This is a genomic window from Streptomyces sp. NRRL WC-3626 (genome assembly GCF_000718785.1).
GTDB classification, from domain to species: Bacteria; Actinomycetota; Actinomycetes; order Streptomycetales; family Streptomycetaceae; genus Streptomyces; species Streptomyces edwardsiae.
On record NZ_JOCA01000027.1, the window covers coordinates 1 to 25,139 of the forward strand.

Annotated in this window: 21 protein-coding genes and 2 rRNA genes; 18 read left to right on the forward strand and 5 right to left on the reverse strand. The window is 72.4% G+C overall.

The window, feature by feature from the left end; translation table 11 throughout:
- Positions 1 to 77, forward strand: a 23S ribosomal RNA gene (locus tag IF28_RS0131125); the annotation flags it as partial.
- A 104-nt stretch (positions 78 to 181) separates the two neighbouring features.
- Positions 182 to 295, forward strand: a 5S ribosomal RNA gene (gene rrf / locus IF28_RS0131130).
- Positions 296 to 332: 37 nt separating this feature from the next.
- On the opposite strand, the gene IF28_RS40045 is transcribed toward rrf, so the two are convergent.
- Positions 333 to 551 (reverse strand): hypothetical protein, encoded by a 219-nt coding sequence (locus IF28_RS40045; RefSeq protein WP_030227317.1) that lies wholly within the window; start codon positions 549 to 551, stop codon positions 333 to 335.
- Positions 552 to 1,247: 696 nt separating this feature from the next.
- Here IF28_RS40045 and IF28_RS38910 point away from each other — a divergent pair.
- Positions 1,248 to 1,991: a tetratricopeptide repeat protein gene (locus IF28_RS38910; RefSeq protein WP_199809063.1), complete on the forward strand. Its 744-nt coding sequence runs from the start codon at positions 1,248 to 1,250 to the stop codon at positions 1,989 to 1,991.
- Between the two features lie 57 nt (positions 1,992 to 2,048).
- Here the strand turns inward: IF28_RS38910 and IF28_RS0131145 are convergent, their stop codons facing one another.
- Entirely contained in the window at positions 2,049 to 3,347 is a 1,299-nt protein-coding gene (locus IF28_RS0131145) for a DUF1015 domain-containing protein (RefSeq protein WP_030227319.1), read from the reverse strand.
- 72 nt (positions 3,348 to 3,419) lie between these two features.
- Here IF28_RS0131145 and IF28_RS0131150 point away from each other — a divergent pair, with 72 nt between their 5' ends.
- The 4 genes from IF28_RS0131150 to IF28_RS0131165 all read left to right on the forward strand — a co-directional run bounded on the left by IF28_RS0131150 (position 3,420) and on the right by IF28_RS0131165 (position 7,461).
- Positions 3,420 to 4,448, forward strand: coding sequence for an HAD hydrolase-like protein (locus IF28_RS0131150; RefSeq protein WP_030227321.1), 1,029 nt, complete (start codon positions 3,420 to 3,422; stop codon positions 4,446 to 4,448).
- 72 nt (positions 4,449 to 4,520) lie between these two features.
- A complete protein-coding gene (locus IF28_RS0131155; protein ID WP_030227322.1) occupies positions 4,521 to 5,564 on the forward strand; it encodes a FecCD family ABC transporter permease in 1,044 nt (347 codons plus the stop codon).
- Positions 5,561 to 6,598: a FecCD family ABC transporter permease gene (locus IF28_RS0131160; protein ID WP_030227323.1), complete on the forward strand. Its 1,038-nt coding sequence runs from the start codon at positions 5,561 to 5,563 to the stop codon at positions 6,596 to 6,598. Before IF28_RS0131155 ends, IF28_RS0131160 begins: the two co-directional genes overlap by 4 nt.
- On the forward strand, positions 6,595 to 7,461 hold the full coding sequence (locus IF28_RS0131165; protein WP_030227325.1) for an ABC transporter ATP-binding protein: 867 nt from the start codon (positions 6,595 to 6,597) through the stop codon (positions 7,459 to 7,461). Before IF28_RS0131160 ends, IF28_RS0131165 begins: the two co-directional genes overlap by 4 nt.
- Before the next feature lie 3 nt (positions 7,462 to 7,464).
- Here the strand turns inward: IF28_RS0131165 and IF28_RS0131170 are convergent, their stop codons facing one another.
- A complete protein-coding gene (locus IF28_RS0131170) occupies positions 7,465 to 7,812 on the reverse strand; it encodes a sterol-binding protein (protein ID WP_030227327.1) in 348 nt (115 codons plus the stop codon).
- 42 nt (positions 7,813 to 7,854) lie between these two features.
- Between IF28_RS0131170 and IF28_RS0131175 the strand changes: the two genes are divergently transcribed.
- From IF28_RS0131175 to IF28_RS0131195, 5 genes are all read left to right on the forward strand, one after another.
- A complete protein-coding gene (locus tag IF28_RS0131175; RefSeq protein WP_030227334.1) occupies positions 7,855 to 8,124 on the forward strand; it encodes a hypothetical protein in 270 nt (89 codons plus the stop codon).
- Positions 8,125 to 8,131: 7 nt separating this feature from the next.
- Positions 8,132 to 8,947, forward strand: a complete 816-nt coding sequence (locus tag IF28_RS0131180; protein WP_030227336.1) for a TlyA family RNA methyltransferase — start codon at positions 8,132 to 8,134, stop codon at positions 8,945 to 8,947.
- Positions 8,944 to 9,849, forward strand: coding sequence for an NAD kinase (locus tag IF28_RS0131185; protein WP_030227339.1), 906 nt, complete (start codon positions 8,944 to 8,946; stop codon positions 9,847 to 9,849). The genes IF28_RS0131180 and IF28_RS0131185 overlap by 4 nt, the downstream gene beginning before the upstream one ends.
- Positions 9,850 to 10,014: 165 nt before the next feature.
- Positions 10,015 to 11,733, forward strand: a complete 1,719-nt coding sequence (recN, locus tag IF28_RS0131190) for a DNA repair protein RecN (RefSeq protein WP_030227341.1) — start codon at positions 10,015 to 10,017, stop codon at positions 11,731 to 11,733.
- A 191-nt stretch (positions 11,734 to 11,924) separates the two neighbouring features.
- Positions 11,925 to 13,046 carry a glycosyltransferase family 4 protein gene (locus IF28_RS0131195; RefSeq protein WP_030227343.1) on the forward strand — a complete coding sequence of 374 codons (1,122 nt, stop codon included), beginning with the start codon at positions 11,925 to 11,927 and terminating at the stop codon, positions 13,044 to 13,046.
- A 15-nt stretch (positions 13,047 to 13,061) separates the two neighbouring features.
- On the opposite strand, the gene IF28_RS0131200 is transcribed toward IF28_RS0131195, so the two are convergent.
- Both IF28_RS0131200 and IF28_RS0131205 read right to left on the reverse strand, forming a co-directional pair.
- Complete coding sequence (locus IF28_RS0131200; RefSeq protein ID WP_030227345.1) at positions 13,062 to 14,690, reverse strand: PucR family transcriptional regulator; 1,629 nt, start codon at positions 14,688 to 14,690, stop codon at positions 13,062 to 13,064.
- Between the two features lie 128 nt (positions 14,691 to 14,818).
- Positions 14,819 to 16,621, reverse strand: a complete 1,803-nt coding sequence (locus tag IF28_RS0131205) for a glycoside hydrolase family 15 protein (protein ID WP_030227347.1) — start codon at positions 16,619 to 16,621, stop codon at positions 14,819 to 14,821.
- Positions 16,622 to 17,105: 484 nt separating this feature from the next.
- Between IF28_RS0131205 and IF28_RS0131210 the strand changes: the two genes are divergently transcribed.
- The 6 genes from IF28_RS0131210 to IF28_RS0131235 all read left to right on the forward strand — a co-directional run bounded on the left by IF28_RS0131210 (position 17,106) and on the right by IF28_RS0131235 (position 25,139).
- The gene (locus IF28_RS0131210) at positions 17,106 to 18,755 is read left to right on the forward strand and encodes a CTP synthase (protein WP_030227350.1); all 1,650 of its coding nucleotides are present in this window, start codon (positions 17,106 to 17,108) and stop codon (positions 18,753 to 18,755) included.
- Between the two features lie 119 nt (positions 18,756 to 18,874).
- The gene (locus IF28_RS0131215) at positions 18,875 to 19,501 is read left to right on the forward strand and encodes an NUDIX domain-containing protein (protein WP_030227353.1); all 627 of its coding nucleotides are present in this window, start codon (positions 18,875 to 18,877) and stop codon (positions 19,499 to 19,501) included.
- A gap of 227 nt (positions 19,502 to 19,728) precedes the next feature.
- Positions 19,729 to 21,786 (forward strand): tetratricopeptide repeat protein, encoded by a 2,058-nt coding sequence (locus IF28_RS0131220; RefSeq protein ID WP_030227354.1) that lies wholly within the window; start codon positions 19,729 to 19,731, stop codon positions 21,784 to 21,786.
- A 145-nt stretch (positions 21,787 to 21,931) separates the two neighbouring features.
- On the forward strand, positions 21,932 to 23,047 hold the full coding sequence (gene ald / locus IF28_RS0131225; protein ID WP_199809064.1) for an alanine dehydrogenase: 1,116 nt from the start codon (positions 21,932 to 21,934) through the stop codon (positions 23,045 to 23,047).
- A 410-nt stretch (positions 23,048 to 23,457) separates the two neighbouring features.
- On the forward strand, positions 23,458 to 24,594 hold the full coding sequence (locus tag IF28_RS0131230; RefSeq protein ID WP_078621560.1) for a ParA family protein: 1,137 nt from the start codon (positions 23,458 to 23,460) through the stop codon (positions 24,592 to 24,594).
- Positions 24,579 to 25,139, forward strand: coding sequence for a hypothetical protein (locus tag IF28_RS0131235; protein WP_078621562.1), 561 nt, complete (start codon positions 24,579 to 24,581; stop codon positions 25,137 to 25,139). Before IF28_RS0131230 ends, IF28_RS0131235 begins: the two co-directional genes overlap by 16 nt.

Consider the following 25,139-nt stretch of genomic DNA (forward strand, 5'->3'; position numbering starts at 1 on the left):
CTGGGTTGATAGGCCGGATATGGAAGCACGGTAACGTGTGGAGTTGACCGGTACTAATAGGCCGAGGGCTTGTCCTCAGTTGCTCGCGTCCACTGTGTTAGTTCTGAGACAACGACCGTTGTCGGCTTTGAGCAGAACAGACAAAAGAAAAGTGTGCTTGTTCGCTCGAAACCATTAGGGTTTCGGTGGTCATAGCGTAGGGGAAACGCCCGGTTACATTTCGAACCCGGAAGCTAAGCCTTACAGCGCCGATGGTACTGCAGGGGGGACCCTGTGGGAGCTGGGACCAGGGGTCCTTTTTTTATTTATGCTTGCAGTACCGAAGACAGGAGTCACCGATGTCCACCAACTCTCCCGACGACCGACCGGAGCGCGACCAGCGCCGACGGGACAGTGGTGACCGTGGCGGTCGGAGCGCGGATCGCGGCGGTTTCCGCCGCGACAACGACCGTGGTGGCTTCCGTCGTGACGACCGCCGTGATGACCGGCGAGGCGATGACCGCGGTGAGCGTGGTGGCTTCCGCCGGGACGACAACCGCGGTGGCGGGCACGTGCGTCGGGACGACCGCGACCGTGACCGCGGGCCGCGTCGTGACGACCGTGGCGACCGCCCCTCGTTCCGCCGCGACGACCGCAGGGACGACCGCCCTTCGACAACCGCGGTGGCGGGTACGCGCGTCGGGACGACCGCGACCGTGACCGCGGGCCGCGTCGTGACGACCGTGGCGACCGCCCCTCGTTCCGCCGCGACGACCGCAGGGACGACCGCCCTTCCCTTCCGTCGTGACGAGCGGAGGGATGACCGACGGGACGACCGCGGTGACCGTCCGGCCTTCCGTCGTGACGACCGTGGCGACCGCAGGGACGACCGTCCCTCCTTCCGTCGCGACGACCGAGGCGAGCGCCGCGACGACCGCCGGGACGACCGTCCCTCCTTCCGTCGCGATGACCGAGGCGACCGCGGTGACCGCCCGACCTTCCGGCGTGACGACCGTGGTGACCGGCGTGACGACCGTGGTGACCGCGGTGGTTTCCGGCGCGACGACAATCGTGGTGAGCGTGGCGGTTTCGGCCGGCGGGACGACAGCCGCGGCGGCGACCGTGGTGGCTTCCGTGGCCGGGACGACCGTGGGCCCCGCAGGGACGACCGGGGCGGACGTCCCGGAGGTTTCCGTGGGCGCGACGACCGGCACGGTGGCGGGCGCTTCCGTGAGGAGCGGGACCGGGACCGTGAGCCGATCAAGCGGCTGCCGATCCCGGAGGACGTCACCGGCGAGGAGATCGACAAGGACGTACGGCAGGAGCTGCTGAGCCTGCCCAAGACGCTCGCCGAGGACGTCGCCAAGAACCTGGTGATGGTCGCCCGGCTGATCGACGAGGACCCCGAGGGCGCCTACGGCTACTCCAGGGTGGCCCTGCGGCTGGCCTCGCGTGTCGCCGCCGTACGGGAGGCCGCCGGGTTCGCCGCGTACGCGAACCAGAAGTACGCCGAGGCGCTCGCCGAGTTCCGGGCCGCCCGGCGGATGACCGGGACCGTGGAGCTCTGGCCCCTCATGGCCGACTGCGAGCGTGGACTCGGACGGCCGGAGAAGGCGCTGGACATGGCCGGCGCTCCCGAGGTGCAGAAGCTGGACAAGGCGGGGCAGGTCGAGATGCGTCTCGTCGCCGCCGGTGCCCGGCGTGACCTGGGCCAGCTGGACGCGGCGATCGTGACGCTGCAGAGCTCCGAGCTGGCGTCCCACTCCGTCCAGCCGTGGACCGCACGCCTGCGCTACGCCTACGCCGACGCGCTGCACGCGGCCGGCCGCAGCGACGAGGCGCGGGAGTGGTTCGCCAAGGCCGTCGAGGCCGACCGGGACGGCAGCACGGACGCCTCCGACCGGCTGGCCGAGCTGGACGGCGTCGAGTTCATGGACGCCCTCGTCGAGGACGAGACCGATGAGGCCGTCGAGGCCGAAGACACCACGGCGCCCGAGGACGACAAGGACTGACGTCCGCAGCGGGGAACGGAACGAAGGGGCGGGTCTCTCCGGAGGCCCGCCCCTTCGTCACAGGTCCAGCGCGCGCAGCACCAGTCCCGACGCCGGCTTCGGGCCGAACGACGTCGACTTGCGCGGCATCGTGACCCCCTGCCGGGCCAGATCGCGGACGACGTCCTCACGCACCGGATGCATCAGGACCGCCGTGCCGCCGTCGCGTTCCGCCTTCTCGACCGTGGCGGCCGTGTCGTGGATGTACGCGATGTGGGCGGGGGAGTCGGGCACGCGCCACACCTGGTCGAGGAGCGTGGCGTGCAGGACCGTCGCGTCCAGGCTGCGCCACGCCGCCGGGCGGTCCGACGGGACCGTACGGGCCAGCAGGTCCGGGTCGGGCCGGTCGACGAGATGGAAGGTGCCGTCCCCGGCGAGCAGGAAGGCGTTGCCCGCCGAGGCCGCCCCGCCCAGGACGTCCATCGCCCCGGCGAGCGGCGCGTCGACGCGCCGGACGCGGAACAGGCCGTCGAGCGCGGCCACGGCGTCCGCGACCGGAAGGCTGTGCAGCAGCCGGTGGATGGCGCGCACGCGCAGCGGATAGCGGGCCGTGTCGACCAGCAGGACCAGGCCGTGGTCCCAGGCACTCGGGGAGGGGTGCTCCGCGCGGAGGCGGCGATACGTCGCCCAGCGGTGGTGGCCGTCGGCGATGAGAGCCTGATGACCGGCGAGTTCGCCCTGGATCGCGGCCAGGTCGGCGGGGTCGGTGACGGACCACAGGCGGTGGTGGAAACCGTCCTCCGTGGTGGTCGCCAGCAGGGGCCGCTGCCCTGCCGTGCGTTCGATCAGGGCGGCGGTGGAGGCCACCCGCCCGTCGCCCTCGTCCCCCCGGTAGGTGAGCAGCAGCGGTTCCAGGTTCGCGGACGTGGCCCGCATCAGCTCCGCGCGGTCGGCGACGATGTGCGGCATGACGTCCTCGTGCGGCAGGACGAGTCGCTCGCCGGGGTCGGAGACGTGCAGAGCGCCGATGATGCCGCGCTGCACCATGCCGTCGCCGTCGCGCTGTTCGTAGACGTACAGACAGGGTTCGGGGTCGGCGGTCAGGACTCCCTCGGCGCGCCAGCGGCGCAGGGTGTCGGCGGCCTGGGCGTTGCGCGCCTCGGGCGTGTCGGCCTCGGGCAGGATCAGCCGGACGATGTTGTGCGGGTCGGCGGACTGGAGGTGGTGCAGGCCGTCGGGGCGGACGACGACGTCGTACGGCGGGGATGTCACGGAGGCGAGGCCGCCGACCCGGTCGGGGTCGTAGCGAAGGCCGCGGAACGGGGTGAGTTCCAGGCCCCGGGGCGCCTTTGCCGTCGAGTGACCTGCAGTGTTCATCCCGGCATCGTACGGCTGTCGGTGGCATGGGGGATGATCGGGGGAAAGCCGTCGAACGAGGAGCGATGCGGAATGAGCCGGAGCGTCAGGACGAGGCCCGAGGGCAGTGGGCAGGCCCTGAGCGAGGCGTACGACACGGCGCTGCTCGACCTCGACGGTGTGGTGTACGCGGGCGGGAGCGCGATCGCCCACGCGGTCGAGTCGCTCGCCACGGTCCGTGCGGGAGGGATGCGCCTCGCCTATGTGACCAACAACGCCCTGCGCACCCCGGACACCGTCGCGGCGCATCTGACCGAGCTGGGGATACCCACGGACGCGGGCGACGTCATCACCTCCGCGCAGGCGGTCGCGCGGCTCGTCGCCGGGCAGGTGCCGCAGGGCGCCCGGGTGCTGGTGATCGGCGGCGAGGGCCTGCGGGTGGCGCTGCGCGAACGAGGGCTGGTTCCGGTGGAGTCGGCGGACGACGATCCGGTCGCGGTCGTCCAGGGGTACGGCGGGCCCGACATGGCGTGGGGACGGTTCGCGGAGGCGTCGTACGCCGTGGCGCGCGGGCTGCCGTGGTTCGCGTCCAACACCGACCTGACGATTCCCAGCGGCCGGGGCATCGCCCCGGGCAACGGCGCGGCGGTGGAGGTCGTACGGATCGCCACCGGCGCCGAGCCGCAGGTCGCGGGCAAGCCGCTGCCGCCGATGCACCGGGAGACGATCCTGCGCACGGGCGCGGAGCGGCCGTTGGTGGTGGGGGACCGGCTGGACACGGACATCGAGGGCGCGTTCAACGGTGAGGTGGACTCGCTGCTGGTGCTCACCGGAGTGGCGGACGGCGCCCAGCTGCTGGCCGCGCCGCCGCGGCACCGGCCGACGTACGTGGACGCCGATCTGCGCGGGATGCTCACCGGCCAGCCGGAGGTCGCCCCCGCGGACGACGGGTTCCGCTGCGCCGGCTGGACGGCGCGGGCCGGTGCCGGGCAGCTGGAGCTGGACGGCGAGGGCGGTGCCCTGGACGGGCTGCGTGCGCTGTGCGCGGCGGCGTGGACGGCGGCCGGGGACGGTGAGTGCACACTGGACGGCGGGAAGGCGCTGGCCCGGCTGGGGCTGTGAGACCGGGAACGCCCCTCGCCGCCCGAGGGCTCGGGATCGTGATCGATTGGGAGGGTAGGCTAACCTAACCGCGTGTTGGTCGAGAGTTCCCCAGAACAGCGCGCGGAGACCGCCGCCGCGCCCCCGAGCCGCCGGGCGGTACGTGCCCTCGGGCTGCTCGCCTCCCTCGTGCTCCTGGCGCTCGTCGCGCTGGCGAGCATCGCGATCGGGGCGAAGGAGCTGTCCCTGGAGCAGGTCTGGCACGGCCTGTTCGAGGACTCCGGCACCTACGGCGACGTCGTCGTGGCCGACAGACTGTCACGCACCGTCCTCGGTGTGCTCGCGGGCGCAGCGCTCGGACTTGCGGGATCGGTTCTGCAGGCGCTGACCCGCAACCCGCTGGCCGATCCCGGACTGCTCGGCATCAACGCGGGCGCGTCCGCCGCCGTCGTCACCGCCATCACCTTCTTCGGCGTCACCTCACTGTCCGGCTATGTGTGGTTCGCCTTCTTCGGGGCGGCCGCCGTCGGCGCGCTGGTGTGGTTCCTCGGCGGCAGCCGCGGCGCGACACCGGTGCGGCTGGCGCTCGCCGGTACGGCCATCAGCGCGGCGCTGTTCGGCTACCTCCAGGCCATCATGATCCTCGACGACGCTGCGCTCGGCCGGATGCGCTTCTGGACGGTGGGCTCACTTGCCTCTGGCAGCGACTCGACCATCGTCCAGGTCCTGCCGTTCATCGTCGCCGGTTCCCTGCTCGCGCTCGCGCTCGCCCGGCCGCTCAACGCCATGGCCATGGGCGACGACACCGCCAAGGCGCTCGGCGCCAACCTCAACCGCACCCGGGCGCTGTCCATGCTCGCCGCGACCGTGCTGTGCGGGGCCGCGACCGCCGCCTGCGGGCCGATCATCTTCGTCGGCCTGATGGTGCCGCACGTCGTGCGCTCCTTCACCGGGCCCGACCAGCGCTGGATCCTGCCGTACGCGGCCGTCCTGTCGCCCGTGCTGCTGCTCGGCGCCGACGTCATCGGACGGATCGTGGCCCGGCCCGCCGAACTCCAGGTGGGCATCGTCACCGCGATCCTCGGCGGCCCCGTCTTCATCCTTCTCGTACGACGCCGGAGGACGGCCCAGCTGTGAAGACCAACCGCGCGGTGCGCAGTCCCGGCGGCCTCTCGGTCCGGCTCGACGTGCGTGCCCTCACCGTCGTCGTCGTGCTGCTGCTCACCGCGCTCACCGCGAGCGTGGTGCTGATCGGCACCGGAGACTTCCCGATCCCGGCCGGCGACGTGCTGAGGACCCTCGTCGGCGAGGGCAACGCGGGCCAGGAGTTCATCGTCACCGAACTGCGGCTGCCCCGGGTCCTGGTCGGACTGCTCGTCGGCGCCTCCCTCGGGCTCGGCGGCGCGCTGTTCCAGTCCATCTCCCGCAACCCGCTCGGCAGCCCCGACGTGCTCGGCCTCGGACAGGGGGCGACGGCGGGCGCCCTCACGGTGATCGTGCTGTTCTCCGGCACCGCGGGCCAGGTCGCCCTCGGCGCGCTGGCCGGCGGGCTGGTGACCGGGTTCGCCATCTACGCGCTCGCCTGGAAGCGGGGCGTGCACGGATACCGGCTCGTCCTGGTCGGCATCGGTGTCTCCGCGATCGTCACGGCCGTCAACGGCTATCTGCTCACCAAGTCCGACATCGTCGACGCCGCCCGCGCGGTCGTCTGGATGACCGGCTCCCTCGACGGCCGGGACTGGGACCAGGTCTGGCCGCTGCTCGCCCTGTGCGCCGTCCTCGTACCGCTGGTGCTGGCCCATGGGCGCGGGCTCAGGATGCTGGAGATGGGCGACGACGTGTCGTACGCCCTCGGCGTGCGCGTGGAGCGCGTACGGCTGCTGCTGATGCTGTCGGCCGTGCTGCTCACCGCGTCCGCGACCGCCGCCGCCGGACCCGTCAGCTTCGTCGCGCTCACCGCGCCCCAGCTCGCCCGCCGGCTGACCCGCGCGCCCGGCCCCAACCTGGCCGCCTCGCTGTGCATGGGCGCGGCCCTCCTGGTCACCGCCGACTGGGTGTCGCAGCGGGCGTTCGGCGCCGAGCAGCTGCCCGTCGGCGTGGTCACCGGCGTGCTCGGCGGCGTCTATCTGCTGTGGCTGCTGGTCACCGAACGCCGGGCGGGCCGGATATGAGCGGCACCGGCAGCACACTGAACCACCGAAGGAGCACCGTGAACCGACTGTCCGCCGAGAACGTCACCCTGGCCTACGACCAGCGGGTCATCGCCGAACAGCTGTCGGTGGAGATACCGGACAACTCCTTCACCGTGATCGTCGGCCCCAACGCCTGCGGCAAGTCGACCCTGCTGCGGGCACTGTCACGGATGCTCAAGCCGCACGCGGGACGCGTCCTGCTGGACGGGCAGGTCATCCAGTCGATGCCGGCCAAGAAGGTGGCCCGCACCCTCGGCCTGCTGCCCCAGTCGTCGATCGCGCCCGACGGCATCACCGTCGGCGACCTCGTCGGCCGCGGCCGCTACCCGCACCAGGGACTGCTGCGCCAGTGGTCCGCCGAGGACGAGCGCGTCGTCCAGGAGTCCATGGCCCGGACCGGCATCGCCGAACTCGCGGACCGCTACGTCGACGAGCTCTCCGGCGGTCAGCGCCAGCGCGTGTGGATCGCCATGGCGCTGGCCCAGCAGACCCCGCTGCTGCTGCTCGACGAACCGACCACCTTCCTCGACATCCAGCACCAGATCGACGTACTGGACCTCTGCGCGGACCTGCACGAGGAGCACGGGCGGACCCTCGTCGCAGTCCTCCACGACCTCAACCACGCCGCCCGGTACGCCACCCACCTCATCGCCCTGCGCGAGGGCAGGGTCATCGCCCAGGGCGCGCCGAAGGACATCGTCACCGCCGGGCTGGTCGAGGAGGTCTTCCGGCTGCGCTGCCAGGTCATCGACGACCCCGAGACCGGCACCCCGCTGGTGGTGCCGGCCGCCCGCGGGGCACGGGCGAGGGGCGCAGCGGAGAAGGCCGGAGCCATGAAGTGAGCGCTACAGCAGCTTTCTGAGGTGGAACAGGTCCCGCAGCCCCGCCTCGAGCCGCACCCGGCCCGAACCCCACGCCTTCGCGAAGTGCAGTTCGCCGTCGACCAGGGCCAGCAGGTCGTCGCCCGTCATCGCGAGCCGTATCTGCGCCTTCTCGCGCGGCGGGCCGGGGAACGTGTCGCGCACCTCGATGCGGCCGCCGGTCATCCGGCCGGCGAACGTCACGTCCTGGTCGGTGATGTGACAGCTGACCGAGCGGTCCATGGCCGCGGCCGCGCGGACATCCCCCTCGGCGCCCCGCATGCTGTCCGAAAGCTTGTCGAGTGCGGCACGGCACTCCTCGATCGTGGCCATCGCGGACGACGGTACCGCAGCCGTTCGCGATAGCGTCGGGGCATGAACGACGCAGTGCCGGAGACGGAGCCCGGACAGGCGCCGCCCCAGGACGACGGCGGCCCCGCGGCCCCCGCCCCCCTGAACGTGCCGCGCACCCCCACCGGCCACCCCGAGATCGACGCCCAGGTGCGGCGGCTGGCCGATGCCGACCACCTCGCCACCGACGGCCACGTCGAGGTGTACGAAAATGTGCACCGGGGGCTGCGCGACGCGCTCACCGCGCTCGACACCCGCCCGGGACCCCCGTCGAACCACGGACACAGGAGCTGAACCGAACGTGGCAGGAGTCGCACGCCGCCGTCTCGACGCGGAGCTGGTCCGCCGTAAACTCGCGCGCTCGCGCGAGCACGCCAGCCAGCTGATCGCCGCCGGCCGGGTCAGCGTCGGCAAGACGGTCGCGACCAAGCCCGCCACCCAGGTGGAGACCGCCGCCGCGATCGTCGTCACCGACGACGCCGGCGACCCGGACTACGTCTCGCGCGGCGGCCACAAACTGGCCGGCGCCCTCGACGCCTTCATGCCCCGGGGCCTCGTCGTCGAGGGGCACAGGGCCCTGGACGCCGGCGCCTCCACCGGCGGTTTCACCGACGTACTGCTGCGCGCCGGGGCCGCGCACGTGGTCGCCGTGGACGTCGGATACGGACAACTCGCCTGGTCTCTGCGCAACGATGAACGCGTCACCGTCAAGGACCGTACGAACGTACGCGAGTTGACGCTCGAGATCATCGATGGGGAGCCTGTGGATCTTGTCGTGGGGGATCTGTCCTTCATCCCGCTCGGACTGGTACTGCCCGCCCTGAAGCGGTGCGTGAAACCGGACGCCGACCTGGTGATGATGGTGAAACCGCAGTTCGAGGTGGGCAAGGAACGGCTGGGCAGCGGCGGAGTCGTCCGCAGCCCGCACCTGCGCGCCGAGGCCGTGCGGGGAGTGGCCGCGAAGGCCTGGGAGCTGGGACTCGGAGCGCAGGGCGTGACGGCGAGTCCGCTGCCCGGACCCTCCGGGAACGTCGAATACTTTCTGTGGCTGCGGGCCGGTGCTCCGGAACTGGATCCCGCGGAAGCCGACCGTGCTGTGGCGGAGGGGCCGCGTTGACGCAGAACCGAGCTCGTACTGTTTTCCTGCTGGCCCACACCGGCCGGCCCGCTGCCATCCGCAGCGCCGAACTCGTGGTCAGAGGACTGCTGCGGGCCGGGCTGGGGGTGCGGGTCCTGGAGGACGAGGCCCGCGACCTGCCGCTCCCCGAGGACGTGGAGACCGTCAAGGAGGCCACCCCGCAGTGCCTGGACGACTGTGAACTGCTGATCGTGCTGGGCGGCGACGGCACGCTGCTGCGCGGCGCCGAGTTCGCCCGCGCCTCCGGGGTGCCCATGCTGGGCGTCAACCTCGGCAGCGTCGGATTCCTCGCCGAGGCCGAGCGCGACGACCTCGACAAGGTCGTCGACCGGGTGGTGAGCCGGGCGTACGAGGTCGAGGAACGGATGACCGTCGATGTCGTCGTGCACCGCAACGGCGACATCGTGCACACCGACTGGGCGCTGAACGAGGCGGCCGTGCAGAAGGTGTCCGCCGAGCGGATGCTGGAGATCGTGCTCGAGATCGACGGGCGGCCGGTCACCGGGTTCGGCTGCGACGGCATCGTCTGCGCGACCCCGACCGGGTCGACGGCGTACGCGTTCTCCGCCGGCGGGCCCGTGGTGTGGCCCGAGGTCGAGGCGCTGCTGCTGGTGCCGATCTCGGCGCACGCGCTGTTCGCCAAGCCGCTGGTGACCTCGCCGGACTCGGTGCTGGCGGTGGAGATGCTGCCGCACGTCCCGCCGGGGGTGCTGTGGTGCGACGGGCGGCGCACCGTGGAGCTTCCGGTGGGGGCGCGGGTGGAGGTGCGGAGGGGGGCTGTGCCGGTGCGGTTGGCCCGGTTGCACCATGCGTCGTTCACCGACCGGTTGGTCGCGAAATTCGCTCTGCCCGTGTCGGGGTGGCGGGGGGCGCCGCATTAGCCCTCTCGATGGGGTGGTTCCGCGGCGTGGGCGGGCGCGGGTCGAATGTGGTCGTTCGCGCAGTTCGTCGCGCCCCTGAGCCACTTGCTCCTCCCTTCGTGACAAGGGTGGGGCGGTCGCACTTCCCGGGCTGGACCTCGTAAGGTCTAGTTCGTGTTGGAGGAGATGCGGATACGGTCGCTCGGAGTGATCGACGATGCTGTCGTCGAGCTGTCGCCCGGCTTCACCGCCGTCACCGGTGAGACGGGTGCGGGCAAGACCATGGTGGTCACCAGCCTGGGCCTGCTGCTCGGTGGACGCGCGGATGCGGCCCTGGTGCGGATCGGCGCGCGCAGCGCGGTGGTCGAGGGACGGATCGCGGTGCCCGCGGGCGCCGCGGCCGTCGTACGGGCCGAGGAGGCCGGGGCCGAGCTGGACGACGGGACGCTGCTGGTCAGCCGGACCGTGTCGGCCGAGGGGCGCTCGCGGGCGCACCTGGGCGGGCGGAGTGTGCCCGTGGGGCTGCTCGCGGAGCTCGCCGACGACCTCGTGGCCGTGCACGGGCAGACCGACCAGCAGGGGCTGCTGAAGCTGTCCCGGCAGCGACAGGCGCTCGACCGGTACGCCGGGTACGCGGTCGCCGTGCCGCTCGGCAAGTACGCCGAGGCGTACAAGCGGCTGCGGGCCGTGGTCACGGAGCTGGAGCAGATCACGACGCGCGCGCGTGAGCGGGCCCAGGAGGCCGACCTGCTGCGTTTCGGGCTCGAGGAGATCGCCGCCGTGGAGCCCCGCGCCGGCGAGGACGCGGAGCTGGCGGAGGAGGCGGAGCGGCTCGGGCACGCCGAGGCACTGGCGTCCGCCGCCGCGGTCGCGCACGCCGCGCTCGCGGGCAACCCGGAGGACCCCGAGTCCGTCGACGCGAGCACGCTCGTCGCGGGCGCCCAGCGGGCCCTGGAGGCCGTACGGGCGCACGATCCGGCGCTGGCCGCGCTGACCGACCGGATCGGGGAGGTCGGCATCCTGCTGCGCGACGTGGCCGGGGAGCTGGCGGGGTACGCCGACGACCTGGACGCCGATCCGCTGCGGCTGGCGGCGGTCGAGGAGCGCCGGGCCGCGCTCACCGCGCTGACCCGGAAGTACGGCGAGGACATCGCGTCCGTGCTGACATGGGCCGAGCAGGGCGCCGCCCGGCTGACCGAACTGGACGGCGACGACGAGCGGACCGGTGAGCTCACCGCCGAGCGGGACGCGCTCCGCGCGGAACTGGGCGCTCTGGCGCAGGAGCTGACGGACGCGCGGACGGAGGCGGCGGACCGGTTCGCGTCGGCGGTCACCGCCGAGCTGGCCTCGCTCGCCATGCCGCACGCGCGTGTGTCGTTCGACATCCGGCAGACCGAGGACCCGGAGGGCGTCGAGGTGGACGGGCGCACGGTCGCCTACGGTCCGTCGGGCGTGGACGAGGTGGAGCTGCTGCTTGCCCCGCATCCCGGCGCGCCGCCCCGCCCCATCGCCAAGGGGGCGTCCGGCGGTGAGCTGTCCCGCGTGATGCTGGCCGTGGAGGTCGTGTTCGCCGGCACCGACCCCGTGCCGACGTACCTCTTCGACGAGGTCGACGCCGGGGTCGGCGGCAAGGCGGCGGTGGAGATCGGGCGGCGGCTCGCGAAGCTGGCGAAGACGGCGCAGGTCGTGGTCGTCACGCATCTGCCGCAGGTGGCCGCGTTCGCCGACCGGCAGCTGCTGGTGGAGAAGACCAACGACGGATCGGTCACCCGCTCCGGCGTGAAGGTCCTGGAGGGCGAGGAGCGCATCCGGGAGCTCTCCCGGATGCTCGCCGGGCAGGAGGACTCGCAGACGGCCCGGGCCCACGCGGAGGAACTCCTGGCGACCGCCCGGGCAGACGGGTAGCGCGGGGCCGCCCGGGGGCTTCTGTCACTCGTGTGGGTGACATGGTGTCCTGGGCGGACCCGCGCGCGTGACCTCGGCGTTCCCGGAACGGCCGTACGGCCTGGCATCCTTGACGGAGTACAGGAAGGAACGGGCCAGATCCTCCGGTACGTTCTTCGTGACCGCACGAACCCAACCAGGAGCCCGGCCGCGTGACCCCCGTGAGCAGCCACTCACCGCTGCGCACCGTGCAGGTGCTGGGCGGTGGCAACGCCGCCAGCAGCGCCCATGTGCGCTCGCTGGCCGCGGGGCTCGTCGCGAGGGGCGTGCGGGTCACGGTGTGCGCCCCCGCCGAGGCCGATCACACCTACGACTTCAGCGGTGCCGGCGCCGACCACGTGCCGGTGCCGCGCAGCAGCGACCCGGGCTCGGTGGCCGCGCTGCGGGCCGCCTGCAGCGGCGCGGACCTGGTCCACGCGCACGGACTGCACGCCTCCTTCCGTACGGCGCTGGCCCTGAGCGGACGGCGTACGCCCCTCGTGGTCACCTGGCACGACCGGGCACACGCCGACGGCCCGCGCGGCCACTTCCTGCGCGTGCTGGAGCGGCGGGTCGCCAAGGCGGCCACCGTGGTGCTCGGCACGACCTCCGCCCTCGTCGACCGGGCGCGCCGCACCGGAGCGCGGGACGCGCGGCTCGCCGCCGTCTCCCTCCCCGGCCCCCGCACCGCCCCGGTGACGGACGACCCCGATCTGCTGCGGCCCAAGATCCGGGCCGAACTCGGGGCCATCGGACGCCCGTTGCTCATCGCCGTCGGCTCCCTCGAACGCCACCGCGGTTACGACGTCCTGCTGGACGCCGCCCACGCGTGGCAGCGCCTCGACCCGCTGCCGCTGGTGGTGCTCGCCGGGGAGGGGCCGCTGCGCGACGAACTCCGGCGCAGGATCGACCTCGAGGAGCTGCCGGTCCGGCTCGTCGGACCGCGCGAGGACATCGGCGATCTGCTGGCCGCCGCCGACCTCGCGCTGCTGCCCGGCAGCTGGGAGGCGCGCTCAGCGCTCGCCCAGCAGGCCCTCCACGCACGCGTGCCGCTCGTCGCGACCGCCGCGGGCGGCATCCCCGAACTCGTCGGCGACGCCGCCGAACTCGTCCCGTACGGCAACGCGCGGGCGCTCGCCGACGCCGTCGTACGGCTGCTGGAGGATCCCGGCCGGCGGGAGTCCCTCAAGGAGAGGGGCGCGCGGCAGGCGGCCACCTGGCCCACCGAGGACGAGACGGTCACCCAAGTGCTCAGCGTCTACGACGAGCTGACCCGGCCCCGGCCGATGATCTGACACCGGCCGGCGCGGTCACGGCACATGCCGTCGGGCGCGCAGCGCCAGGCTCAACGCCAGCACGGTGTGCGGGTCGTCGAGGTCGGAGGCGAGCAGCTCGCCGATGCGGGCGAGCCTGTTGTACAGCGTCTGCCGGTTCAGATGCAGTTCGCGGGCCGTCTCCGCCTTGCGTCCCGCGTGCGCCAGATAGGCCTCCAGGGTGGGCAGCAGCGGAGGCCTGGAACGGCCGTCGTGGTCCAGCACCGGGCCGATCGCGCGGTCCACGAAGGCCGCCAGGTCCGGGTGGTCGCGCAGCCGCCACAGCAGCAGGTCGATGTCCAGCCGGCGGGCGTCGTACCAGGGGAGGTCCGGCAGCCCCTGTGCCGCCGTCGCCGTCTCCGCCGCGTGCCGCAGCCCGGTGGACGCCGCCGCCCAGTCACCGGCGGGACCGACCACCACGACGGGCGCCCGGCCCCCTGGACGCGGCACGCCCGCGCGTTCCACGCCCGCCCGCAGCGCCGCCGCCACCCGGTCCGCGACCGCCGCCCGCTCGGCCTCCGCGCGGAGGCCGAGCAGCAGCGGCACCCGGCCCTCCACCGGACGCACGCCCAGCAGGACGGGCACCCCCAGCGCGGCCAGCTCGTCGCCCACCGCGCGGGCCAGCACCGCCCAGCCGCCGCCCTGCGGGGACAGCGCGTCACCGAGCCGCATCACCACCGGCAGCAGCGGCCCCGACCCCGGTCGGAAGCCCAGCACACGCGCCTGCGCGGGCGCGTCGGCGGCGCCGACCCGGCCCTCGGCGAGGTCCGTGAGGAAGTCCCCGCGCCCCCGCGCCGCCAGCTCCTCCTCCTGACGTGCCTGCATCAGCACCACCGCGAGCAGTCCCGCCGCGCGCTCGGCCGCCATACGGTGCACCGGCTCCGGGGGATTGAGCACCGGCAGCAGCACCAGCCGCGCCCGTACGCCACCGCTGCCCGGGCCGCCGCCGGGCACGTCCACCAGCGCCGAACCGGCCGGCGGATCGTCCTGGTGCCGGTCGCGCAGCCCCTCCCACACCTGGAGCGGGTCCGCGCCCTCGGGGCCCTCACCGGCCGCGTACAGCAGCCGGCCGTCGGTCGTCTCCAGGAACACCGGGTTGCCGGTGAAAGCGGCGAGGATCTCCAGCACCCTGGGGACCCCGCCGCCGCCGAGCAGCGCCTCGGTGCACCGGCGGTGCACCTCCTCCGCGCGCTGCAGCAGCGCGTAGTGCCCGTTGACGATCTCGGTGTGGATCTCCTCGGTGACCGTCACGAACGGCACCTCGCGGTGCAGCTGGACCAGCGGCAGGCCGGCCGTGCGGGCCGCGTCGACGAGGGCGGCCGGCAGCCGGGTGAACCGTGTGCCCAGCTCCACCACCAGGGCGGCGATGCCGCGCTCGGCCAGCGTGCGTACGAACGCGCGCTGGTCGGCCGGGCGGGTACCGAGGCCGTACCCGGTGGTGAGCAGGAGCTCGCCGCCCTTGAGCAGCGAGGCGATGTTGGGCACCTCGCCGGCGTGCACCCAGCGCACCGTGCGGTCCAGCCGGTCGGCGCCGGCGAGGACCTCGGGGAGGCCGCTGCGCAGGCCCGGGAGCTCCAGGGCGCGCTGCACGGTGATGCCCGTGGGCGGGGGTGCGCCGGTGTTCATACAGCGGACGGTACCTGGGCGGGCCGGGGGCGGGTTCACTCCCCGGCGTTCGCCGGTGCCGCCGCGCCCACCCGTGCCGCCCCAGCGGCACGACTGCCCGCGGCCGGGGCGTCAGCGCCGCTGCGGGGTCATCCTCCGTAGGCGCCGCTTGCCGTCAGGCGCAGGGCCGTGTCGATGAGCGGGACGTGGCTGAAGGCCTGGGGGAAGTTGCCCACCTGGCGCTGCAAACGCGGGTCCCACTCCTCCGCCAGCAGACCGAGGTCGTTGCGCAGGGAGAGCAGCTTCTCGAAGAGCCTGCGCGCCTCGTCCACCCGGCCGATCATCGCGAGGTCGTCCGCCATCCAGAACGAGCAGGCCAGGAACGCGCCCTCGTCGCCCGGCAGACCGTCGACGCCCTCGTGCCGCCCCTCCGTCGGGTACCGCAGGATGAACCCGTCCGACGTGGACAGCTCGCGCTGGATCGCCTCGATGGTGCCGATCACCCGCTTGTCGTCCGGCGGCAGGAAGCCCATCTGCGGGATCAGCAGCAGGGAGGCGTCCAGTTCCTTCGAGCCGTAGGACTGGGTGAACGTGTTGCGCTCCTTGTCGTAGCCCTTCTCGCACACGTCCCGGTGGATGTCGTCGCGCAGCTGCTTCCACCGCTCCACCGGGCCGTCGGCGTCGCCGGACTCGATCAGCTTGATGGTGCGGTCGACGGCCACCCACGCCATCACCTTGGAGTGCACGAAGTGCCGGCGCGGGCCGCGCACCTCCCAGATGCCCTCGTCCGGCTCCTGCCAGTGCTGCTCCAGGTACTGGATCAGCTTCAGCTGGAGCAGCGAGGCGTAGTCGTTCCGGGCCAGGCCCGTCATATGGGCCAGGTGCAGGGCCTCGGTGACCTCGCCGTACACATCCAGCTGGAGCTGGTGCGCCGCGCCGTTGCCCACCCGGACCGGGGCCGAGTTCTCGTAGCCCGGCAGCCAGTCCAGCTCGGCCTCGCCGAGCTCGCGCTCACCGGCGATGCCGTACATGATCTGCAGGTTCTCGGGGTCGCCCGCCACCGCGCGCAGCAGCCACTCGCGCCAGGCGCGGGCCTCCTCGCGGTAGCCGGTGCGCAGCAGCGAGGACAGGGTGATGGCCGCGTCCCGCAGCCAGGTGTAGCGGTAGTCCCAGTTGCGGACGCCGCCGATGTCCTCGGGCAGGGAGGTGGTGGGCGCGGCGACGATGCCGCCGGTCGGGGCGTACGTCAGCGCCTTCAGCGTGATCAGCGAGCGGATCACGGCCTCGCGGTAGGGGCCGTGGTACGTACAGTGCTCCACCCACTCGCGCCAGAAGTCCTCGGTCGCCTCCAGCGACTGCTCGGGCTCCGGCAGCGCGGGCGGCTGCTTGTGCGAGGGCTCCCAGGAGATGGTGAACGCGATCCGGTCGCCCGGCGCGACGGTGAAGTCCGCGTAGGTCGTCAGGTCCTCGCCGTAGGTCTGCACGGGGGTGTCGAACCACACGGAGTCCGGGCCCGCCACGGCGACCGTGCGTCCCTCGTGGCGGTGCACCCACGGGACGATACGGCCGTAGGAGAAGCGCATGCGCAGCGCCGAGCGCATCGGCACCCGGCCGGAGACGCCCTCCACGATGCGGATCAGCTGCGGGGCGCCGTCGCGCGGGGGCATGAAGTCCGTCACCCGGACCGTGCCGCGCGGGGTGTCCCACTCCGACTCCAGGACCAGCGAGTCGCCGCGGTAGGCGCGCCGGGTCGCCGCGGGCGGCTCGGTGTCCTGCGCGTGCGCGGGACCCAGCCGCCAGAAGCCGTGCTCCTCGGTGCCCAGCAGGCCGGCGAAGATGGCATGGGAGTCGAAACGGGGCAGGCACAACCAGTCCACGGTGCCGTCCCGGCAGACCAGCGCGGCGGTCTGCATGTCTCCGATGAGTGCGTAGTCTTCGATGCGCCCGGCCACGTGCAACTCCAGTCGAACGGCCACGTCACCCCTCAAGGGGGTTGTCGCTAGTGCGGTCAAGGGGTTTTGAAATGTCGTTGAGCTGTGAAGCAAAGCAGTCGCTCAGCCTTGCATGCAAAGCACTGGCTCAGCCTTGAATACAAAACGCCAATCTATGCTCAACGAACTGACGAGCTCACGTTGTTCCGGAAGTCACGGGCTGGGGTGGTGCCGTTCGGCCGGCCGGGCTCGGCAGCAAGCGTCCGAGCAGGATACGACGCACGAAGTTGATCTGTGTGCCGCTCCCGATATCCCGGTTGCGCCGAACGGGTGACCAGGGGGTGACGGTTCCGTGCCCGGTGCTCGCCCGTGGCGGCGCGTGCGCGGAGCGTGGCCGGACGCCACAGCGCCGCGGCGCTGTTACGCTGGTAGCCCGTGGACCGGTGGGCGAGAAAACCCCGGAACCGCACCCACAAGCCGCGACCACGGGAGCCCCCTCTTGGCCATGCCGCCGAAATCTACGACGACCAAGCACATCTTCGTCACCGGGGGTGTCGCCTCCTCGCTCGGCAAGGGGCTCACCGCCTCCAGCCTGGGCATGCTGCTCAAGGCCCGGGGTCTGCGTGTCGTGATGCAGAAGCTCGACCCCTACCTCAACGTCGACCCGGGGACGATGAACCCCTTCCAGCACGGTGAGGTGTTCGTCACCAACGACGGCGCCGAGACCGACCTGGACATCGGTCACTACGAGCGCTTCCTCGACCGCGACCTCGACGGCTCCGCCAACGTCACCACGGGTCAGGTGTACTCGACGGTGATCGCCAAGGAGCGGCGCGGCGAGTACCTGGGCGACACCGTCCAGGTCATCCCGCACATCACCAACGAGATCAAGCACCGCATCCGCCGTATGGCGACCGATGAGGTCGACGTGGTGATCACGGAGGTCGGCGGCACGGTCGGCGACATCGAGTCGCTGCCGTTCCTCGAGACCGTCCGCCAGGTCCGGCACGAGGTCGGCCGGGACAACGTGTTCGTGGTGCACATCTCGCTCCTGCCGTACATCGGCCCGTCGGGCGAGCTGAAGACCAAGCCCACCCAGCACTCCGTCGCCGCCCTGCGCAACATCGGCATCCAGCCGGACGCGATCGTGCTGCGCTGCGACCGCGAGGTCCCCACCGCGATCAAGCGGAAGATCTCGCTGATGTGCGACGTCGACGAGGCCGCCGTCGTCGCCTGTCCCGACGCCCGCTCGATCTACGACATCCCGAAGACCGTGCACGGCGAGGGCCTGGACGCCTATGTGGTCCGCAAGCTGGACCTGCCGTTCCGGGACGTGGACTGGACGACCTGGGACGACCTGCTCGACCGCGTCCACAACCCCGACCACGAGATCACCCTCGCCCTGGTCGGCAAGTACATCGACCTGCCCGACGCCTATCTCTCGGTCACCGAGGCGCTGCGCGCGGGCGGCTTCGCCAACAAGGCCCGAGTGAAGATCAAGTGGGTCACCTCCGACGACTGCAAGACCCCGGCCGACGCCCAGGCGCAGCTCGGCGACGTCGACGGGATCTGCATCCCGGGCGGCTTCGGCGACCGCGGGGTGCTCGGCAAGGTCGGCGCGATCAAGTACGCCCGCGAGAACCGCATCCCGCTCCTCGGCCTGTGCCTGGGTCTGCAGTGCATCGTGATCGAGGCCGCGCGCAGCCTCGCCGACATCTCGGACGCGAACTCCACCGAGTTCGACCCGGGTACCGCGCACCCGGTGATCTCCACCATGGCCGAGCAGCTGGACATCGTCGCCGGTGAGGGCGACATGGGCGGCACCATGCGGCTCGGCATGTACCCGGCCAAGCTGGCCGAGGGCTCCATCGTGCGCGAGGTGTACGACGGCAAGGAGTACGTGGAGGAGCGGCACCGGCACCGCTACGAGGTGAACAACGCCTACCGCGCGGAGCTGGAGAAGAAGGCGGGCATCGTCTTCTCCGGCACATCCCCGGACGGCAAGCTCGTCGAGTACGTCGAGTACCCGCGCGAGGTCCACCCGTACCTGGTCGCGACCCAGGCGCACCCGGAGCTGCGCTCGCGCCCGACCCGTCCGCACCCGCTCTTCGCCGGCCTGGTGAAGGCATCGGTCGAGCGGAAGATCTCGAAGTAACACACCCGGTTGTACGGTTGCCGGGGTGCGAACCTTCAAAAGGTGCGCACCCCGGCCATTTTTTCGCACACGTTCACGCACGGCACGCGCACCTTGGCGGTACGCCGGGAAGGACAGCCATGACGATCAAGGACACCCCGGAGGAGTGGGAGATCCGCGGGACCGAGACCCCGTTCACCGGCAACAAGACCTCCGTGCGCACCGACGACGTGGTGATGCCGGGCGGGACCGTGGTCCGCCGCGACTACCAGGTGCACCCCGGGTCCGTGGCCGTCCTCGCGCTCGACGACGCCGACCGGGTGCTGGTGCTGCGTCAGTACCGCCACCCCGTGCGCCAGAAGCTGTGGGAGATCCCGGCCGGCCTGCTCGACGTCCCCGGCGAGAACCCGCTGCACGCCGCCCAGCGTGAGCTGTACGAGGAGGCGCACGTCAAGGCGGAGGACTGGCGGGTGCTGACCGACGTGTACACCACGCCCGGCGGCTGCGACGAGGCCGTACGGATCTTCCTGGCCCGGGGGCTGTCCGAGGCCGAGGGCGACCGCTTCGAGGTGGAGGACGAGGAGGCCGACATGGAGCTGGGCCGGGTCTCCGTCGAGGAGCTGGCGCGCGGTGTGCTGGCCGGTGAGCTGCACAACAACTGCCTGGTGGTGGGTGTGCTTTCGCTGGTCGCCGCGCGGTCGGGTGACGGCTTGGACGCGCTGCGTCCGGCGCTTTCGCCGTGGCCGGCGCGGCCGTTCGAAGCGTGAGGCCGGTGGGGGTGCCCCCATCGTCCCCCGGACCCCCCGCTCCTCGAACGCCGCAGGGCTGAGGGGGCGGGCTGACGGTCCTACGATCGGTTGATCCGATCGGGGGGAGTCCCGTCCCGGTGCCGCGCTCCTCACGGAACGTCGCAGAGCGTGAACTAGGCTCGGGAAAACGCCCGGTCCGGAGTCCCGGCGGGCTCTGTGCGCGCGGTGGGACGGGAGTGAGGCCCGTGACGGATCAGGCGGTGGACCCGGGCGGTGTAGGGCTCCTTCGGGACGCCCCCGACGAGGGTCGATTCCTGGGCCGTAAGAGGGAGTTGAAGGAGTTGCGCGCCGACATCGAGCGCGCGGGACTGGACACCCTCTCCGGCCGCAAGGCGCCCCGCGCGCGGGTGCTCCTCATCGCCGGCGGGCCCGGCTCCGGCCGGACCTCCCTCGCCGTCGCACTCGTGCACCAGGTCGCCGGCGACTACCCCGACGGGGTGCTGCGCGTACGGCTGAGCGAACCCGACGGCACACGCGTGCCCGTCGGGCGCGCCGCGCGCGAGCTGCTCGACGCGCTGGAGACGCCCGCCCCGGCCGGCGCCGCCGAGGACGAACTCGGCGAGGCGCTGCGCACCGCCCTGAACGGCCGCCGGGTCCTGCTCCTGCTGGACGACGCGGCCGACGCCGAGCAGGTCGACGCGCTGCTGCCGGACAACCCGGACTGCCTGGCCGTCGCCGTCTCCTCCGGGCCGCTGACCGGCATCGCGGACGTCCGCCCCTGCACCCTCGGCGGACTCGACACCAAGTCCGCGGTGGAGGTGCTGTCCCGGTTCACCGGATCGGTGCGCGTCACCGTCGACCCCCGGGCCGCCGAGCGGCTCGCCGAGCAGTGCCAGGGCCAGCCCGCCGCCCTGGTGCTCGCCGGGGGCTGGCTCGCCGCCCGGCCCCAGGCCGCCGTCGCGGACCTCGCCCGGCAGCTCCACACGGACCCCGGCCGGGGCACCGTCGTCAGCAGGGTCCTGAGGCTCGTACACGCCTCGCTGCCCGCGTCCGCCGCCCGCACCCTGCGGCTCCTCAGCCTCGCCCCGGCCGGCCTGGTCGACCCGCACACCGCCGCCGCCCTCGCCGGCTGCTCGGTGGAGTCCGCCCGCGCCACCCTGGACCGCTTCGTCGCCCACGGGCTGCTGCACCCGGCCGGCTCGGCGCCGTCGCAGTACGAGGTGCCCCGCTGCCTGCATCCCCTGCTCGCCGCCCTCGCCGAGGAGCACGAGCGGCCCGCCGAGCTGCAGCTGGCCCGCGCCCGGATGCTCGAGCGGACCGTACGGCTGCTCCAGTCGTGCCGGGCCATCACCGAGACCGACAGTGCCAAGGCACGCGAGAAACTCCTCGAGATGCCGCGCTCCCTGCGGTTCCCCAGCCCCCGCGCCGCCGCCGACTGGCTGCGCCTGCGCCGGCCCGCCCTGCTGGCCTCCGCGCGGCTCGCCGTCGCCGACGGGGAGCTGGACACCCTCGCCCGGCGCCTGATGTCCCAGCTGGTGCGGGCCATGGTCGCGCACTTCGGCACCCAGGCCGCCGCGAGCGACCTGTACGACGTCCACGGCCTGGTCCTCGACGTCGCCGAGCGCCGGAACCTGCCCCGCGAACGGGCGGCGGCCCTGCTGAACCTCGGCGACCTCGACGCCCGTACCGGCCGCACCGGCGACGCCCTGGCCCGCTACCGGGCCGCGCTGGACGCCGGACGCGAGGCGAACGACCCGTACGCCACCGGCCGTGCGATGGAATCCGTGGGCGGCGCCCACCTCGAGCTCGGGGACTACGACCGGGCCGCCGACTGGTTCGGCCGCGCCCTGGCCGAGCGGCTGGCCCGGGGCGAGCGCGAGGAGGCCGCCCGGCTCTACGGCCGTATCGGTGCCGCACACACCTACGCGGGCCGCTACGGCGAGGCGCTGCGCGACTGGCGTGCGGCCGTCGCCGGACACCGCAGATACGGGGACGTCGCCGCACAGGCGCGGGCGCTCAGCGAACTGGCCCGGGTGCAGGAGTACGCCGGCCGCCCCGACGAGTCGCTGCGCACCTGCCGGGAGGCCGTGGAATGGGCGCGCCGGGCCGAGGACACCCGGCTGCAGGCCGCGCTGCACCTGCGGCTGGCCGACTCCTTCGAGCGCGGTGGCGACCCCGCGTCGGCCGCGCTGCACCGCGATACGGCCGGGCGGATGCTGGCCGAGGAGGATCAGGACGAGGAATCCGCACCGGAACCTGGTGCTAACACCTGCGAAATCCGCAGCACACCCGCTGAAGATTGATGCAATGGAAGGCTAGACAGAAAGAACACCTTCATTAGACTGGCTCTGCCGCACCATCTCCTGCGGTCTCTCCCGGTGTGCCCGTGCGTGCCCGGGTATGTGCAGTGATATCCCCATACCCTCTGAGCCAAGGACCGTGATCGTCGTGAAGGTCGGCATCCCCCGCGAAGTCAAGAACAACGAGTTCCGGGTGGCCATCACCCCCGCCGGCGTGCACGAGCTGGTGCGCCACGGCCACCAGGTCGTCATCGAGCGCGGCGCCGGCGTCGGCTCCTCGATCCCGGACGGCGAGTACATCGCCGCCGGCGGACAGATCCTGGACACCGCCGACGAGGTCTGGGCCGCCGCCGATCTGCTGCTGAAGGTCAAGGAGCCCGTCGCGGAGGAGTACCACCGCCTGCGCAAGGACCAGACCCTCTTCACCTACCTGCACCTGGCCGCGTCCAAGGAGTGCACCGACGCCCTCCTGGAGTCCGGCACCACCGCGATCGCCTACGAGACCGTCGAGCTGCCCAGCCGCGCGCTGCCGCTGCTCGCGCCGATGTCCGAGGTCGCGGGCCGGCTGTCCACCCAGGTCGGCGCCTACCACCTGCTGCGCGCCAACGGCGGCCGCGGTGTGCTGCCGGGCGGTGTCCCCGGTGTGCTGGCCGGCAAGGCCGTCGTCATCGGCGGCGGTGTCTCCGGCTGGAACGCCGCGCAGATCGCCATCGGCATGGGCTTCCACGTGACGCTGCTCGACAAGGACGTCAACAAGCTCCGCGAGGCGGACCGGATCTTCGGCACGAAGATCCAGACCGTCGTCTCCAACACCTTCGAGCTGGAGAAGGCCTGCCTGGAGGCCGACCTCGTGATCGGCGCGGTCCTCGTCCCCGGCGCCAAGGCCCCGAAGCTGGTCAGCAACGAGCTGGTCTCTCGGATGAAGGCCGGAAGTGTCCTTGTCGACATCGCGATCGACCAGGGGGGCTGCTTCGAGGACTCCCACCCGACCACGCACGCCGAGCCGACCTTCAAGGTCCACGAGTCGGTCTTCTACTGCGTCGCCAACATGCCCGGCGCGGTGCCCAACACCTCCACCTACGCGCTGACCAACGCCACGCTGCCGTACATCGTGGAACTCGCCGACCGCGGCTGGGCGGAGGCGCTGCGCCGCGACCCCGCGCTCGCCAAGGGCCTCAACACGCACGAGGGCAAGGTGGTTTACCGGCAGGTCGCCGAGGCACACGGAATGGAGCACGTCGAGCTGTCCGCACTGCTCGGCTGAGCCGCCAGGACGTTAAGTCGACCAAGTCGACCGTCGTCAAAGGCGATACGTCAACACGGGTCGTCAACGCCACACATCCGGCCGGACCTTGCCACAAGGGCCGGCCGGATGTGTGTATGGTCACTTCCTGATTCCCGGACAACTCGCCTAGAACGTAACCCTTCCACCGATTCGCGCACCCGTGGAGCCTGCCGTGCGACGGCCGTACGCCCTTGACAGAGGGATGTTTCATTGCCGACACATCGGGCCGGGTCCGGCGGATTGTGTTGCTGCGGACGGTCGACACGCCATAGAGTCGCCAATCGTCGGCATGGTGCCACGCTGACCTGTCTAGAAGTTTCCTGGTCACCAAGGAGGTAAGACGACTTGTGAATGAGTCGACATTTACTCCCGGGGGTGGTCAACCAGGAATGCCCGCACCGGGCCAGGGGTCCGCGGGATTCGCTGCTGTCGGCTCCGTCGCGGTGCGCACCTTCGCAGCCCACCGGGGTCACCAGACAGCAGGGGTGACTCACCCAGCACACCAGAGCATGGATGGCCATCACGTGAACGCCATGGCCGGCGACGGAAGTGGCGCGCCCCACAACCATCTCGCCGACTACGACGAACTGCCCGAGGGGCATTTCTACGACCCCGACGCCGAGTACGAGCCCGATCCCGAGTACGCGGCCACGCTCGCGCCCGACGCGGCGCGCCAGCGGCGTGAGCGCGTCGGTCCGACCGGGCGCCCGCTGCCGTACTTCCCGATCCCGGGTCCGCTGACCGATCACGGCCCCGCGAAGATCATCGCGATGTGCAACCAGAAGGGCGGCGTCGGCAAGACCACGTCGACCATCAACCTGGGTGCCGCGCTCGCGGAGTACGGACGCCGGGTGCTGCTCGTCGACTTCGACCCGCAGGGCGCGCTGTCGGTCGGTCTCGGCGTCAACCCGATGGAACTCGACCTCACCGTCTACAACCTGCTCATGGAGCGGGGCATGGCGGCCGACGAGGTGCTGCTGAAGACCGCGGTCCCCAACATGGACCTGCTGCCCAGCAACATCGACCTGTCGGCGGCCGAGGTGCAGCTGGTGAGCGAGGTCGCGCGCGAGTCCACGCTGCAGCGGGCGCTGAAGCCGCTGATGGACGACTACGACTACATCGTGATCGACTGCCAGCCCTCGCTCGGCCTGCTCACGGTCAACGCGCTGACCGCCGCGCACAAGGTGATCGTGCCGCTGGAGTGCGAGTTCTTCGCGCTGCGCGGTGTGGCGCTGCTGACCGAGACGATCGAGAAGGTCCAGGAGCGGCTCAACCCCGACCTGGAGCTCGACGGGATCCTCGCCACGATGTACGACTCGCGCACGGTGCACAGCCGTGAGGTGCTGGCGCGTGTCGTCGAGGCGTTCGACGACCACGTCTACCACACGGTCATCGGGCGTACGGTCCGCTTCCCGGAGACCACGGTCGCCGGTGAGCCGATCACCACGTACGCGTCCAACTCCGTCGGTGCCGCCGCCTACCGCCAGCTCGCCAGGGAGGTGCTCGCCCGGTGTCACGCCGAGTGAGTCTGCCGGGGGCCGACGAACTCTTCCGTACGACAGGGGGGATGGCGCTGCAGGCGTCGACCCCCCGGCGCCAGGCCAACGGCGACGCCCGTGTCCCCGCACCCGCGGGGGAGGGCGACGCGGCGGCCGCCGCCGAGGACGCGCCGCAGTCGGTGCCCGCACAGGGCGGCGACGGCGGGGGCGCGGAGCACGTCGCGGCGGACGCGGAGCCGGACGGGGCCGGCGAGTCCCGCAGCCGCGACGCCGCGGGCCCGGGGCGGCGTCCGCCGGCGGCGCAGGACGGTGCGGCGGCCCAGCGCGGGAAGCGGGGACGGGCGGCGTCGCGCCGGCCGAGCGGCCGGGAGCGGCACGACGAGAAGATCACCGTGTACGTGTCCGCCGAGGAACTGATGGACCTCGAGCACGCGCGCCTGGTGCTGCGCGGCGAGCACGGGCTGGCGGTGGACCGCGGCCGGATCGTCCGCGAGGCCGTCGCGGTGGTCCTCGCCGACCTGGAGAGCAGGGGCGACGCCAGCATCCTCGTACGACGGCTGAGGGGCCGGTAG

Coding starts and splice junctions, on each gene's coding strand:
- IF28_RS0131215 (WP_030227353.1), top strand. CDS start 18,875: ATGACGATCAAGGACACCCCGGAGGAGTGGGAGATCCGCGGGACCGAG.
- IF28_RS0131175 (WP_030227334.1), top strand. CDS start 7,855: ATGAACGACGCAGTGCCGGAGACGGAGCCCGGACAGGCGCCGCCCCAG.
- IF28_RS0131200 (WP_030227345.1), bottom strand. CDS start 14,690: ATGAACACCGGCGCACCCCCGCCCACGGGCATCACCGTGCAGCGCGCC.
- IF28_RS0131230 (WP_078621560.1), top strand. CDS start 23,458: ATGCCCGCACCGGGCCAGGGGTCCGCGGGATTCGCTGCTGTCGGCTCC.
- IF28_RS0131165 (WP_030227325.1), top strand. CDS start 6,595: ATGAGCGGCACCGGCAGCACACTGAACCACCGAAGGAGCACCGTGAAC.
- IF28_RS0131210 (WP_030227350.1), top strand. CDS start 17,106: ATGCCGCCGAAATCTACGACGACCAAGCACATCTTCGTCACCGGGGGT.
- IF28_RS0131150 (WP_030227321.1), top strand. CDS start 3,420: ATGAGCCGGAGCGTCAGGACGAGGCCCGAGGGCAGTGGGCAGGCCCTG.
- IF28_RS0131170 (WP_030227327.1), bottom strand. CDS start 7,812: ATGGCCACGATCGAGGAGTGCCGTGCCGCACTCGACAAGCTTTCGGAC.
- IF28_RS0131145 (WP_030227319.1), bottom strand. CDS start 3,347: ATGAACACTGCAGGTCACTCGACGGCAAAGGCGCCCCGGGGCCTGGAA.
- recN (WP_030227341.1), top strand. CDS start 10,015: ATGCGGATACGGTCGCTCGGAGTGATCGACGATGCTGTCGTCGAGCTG.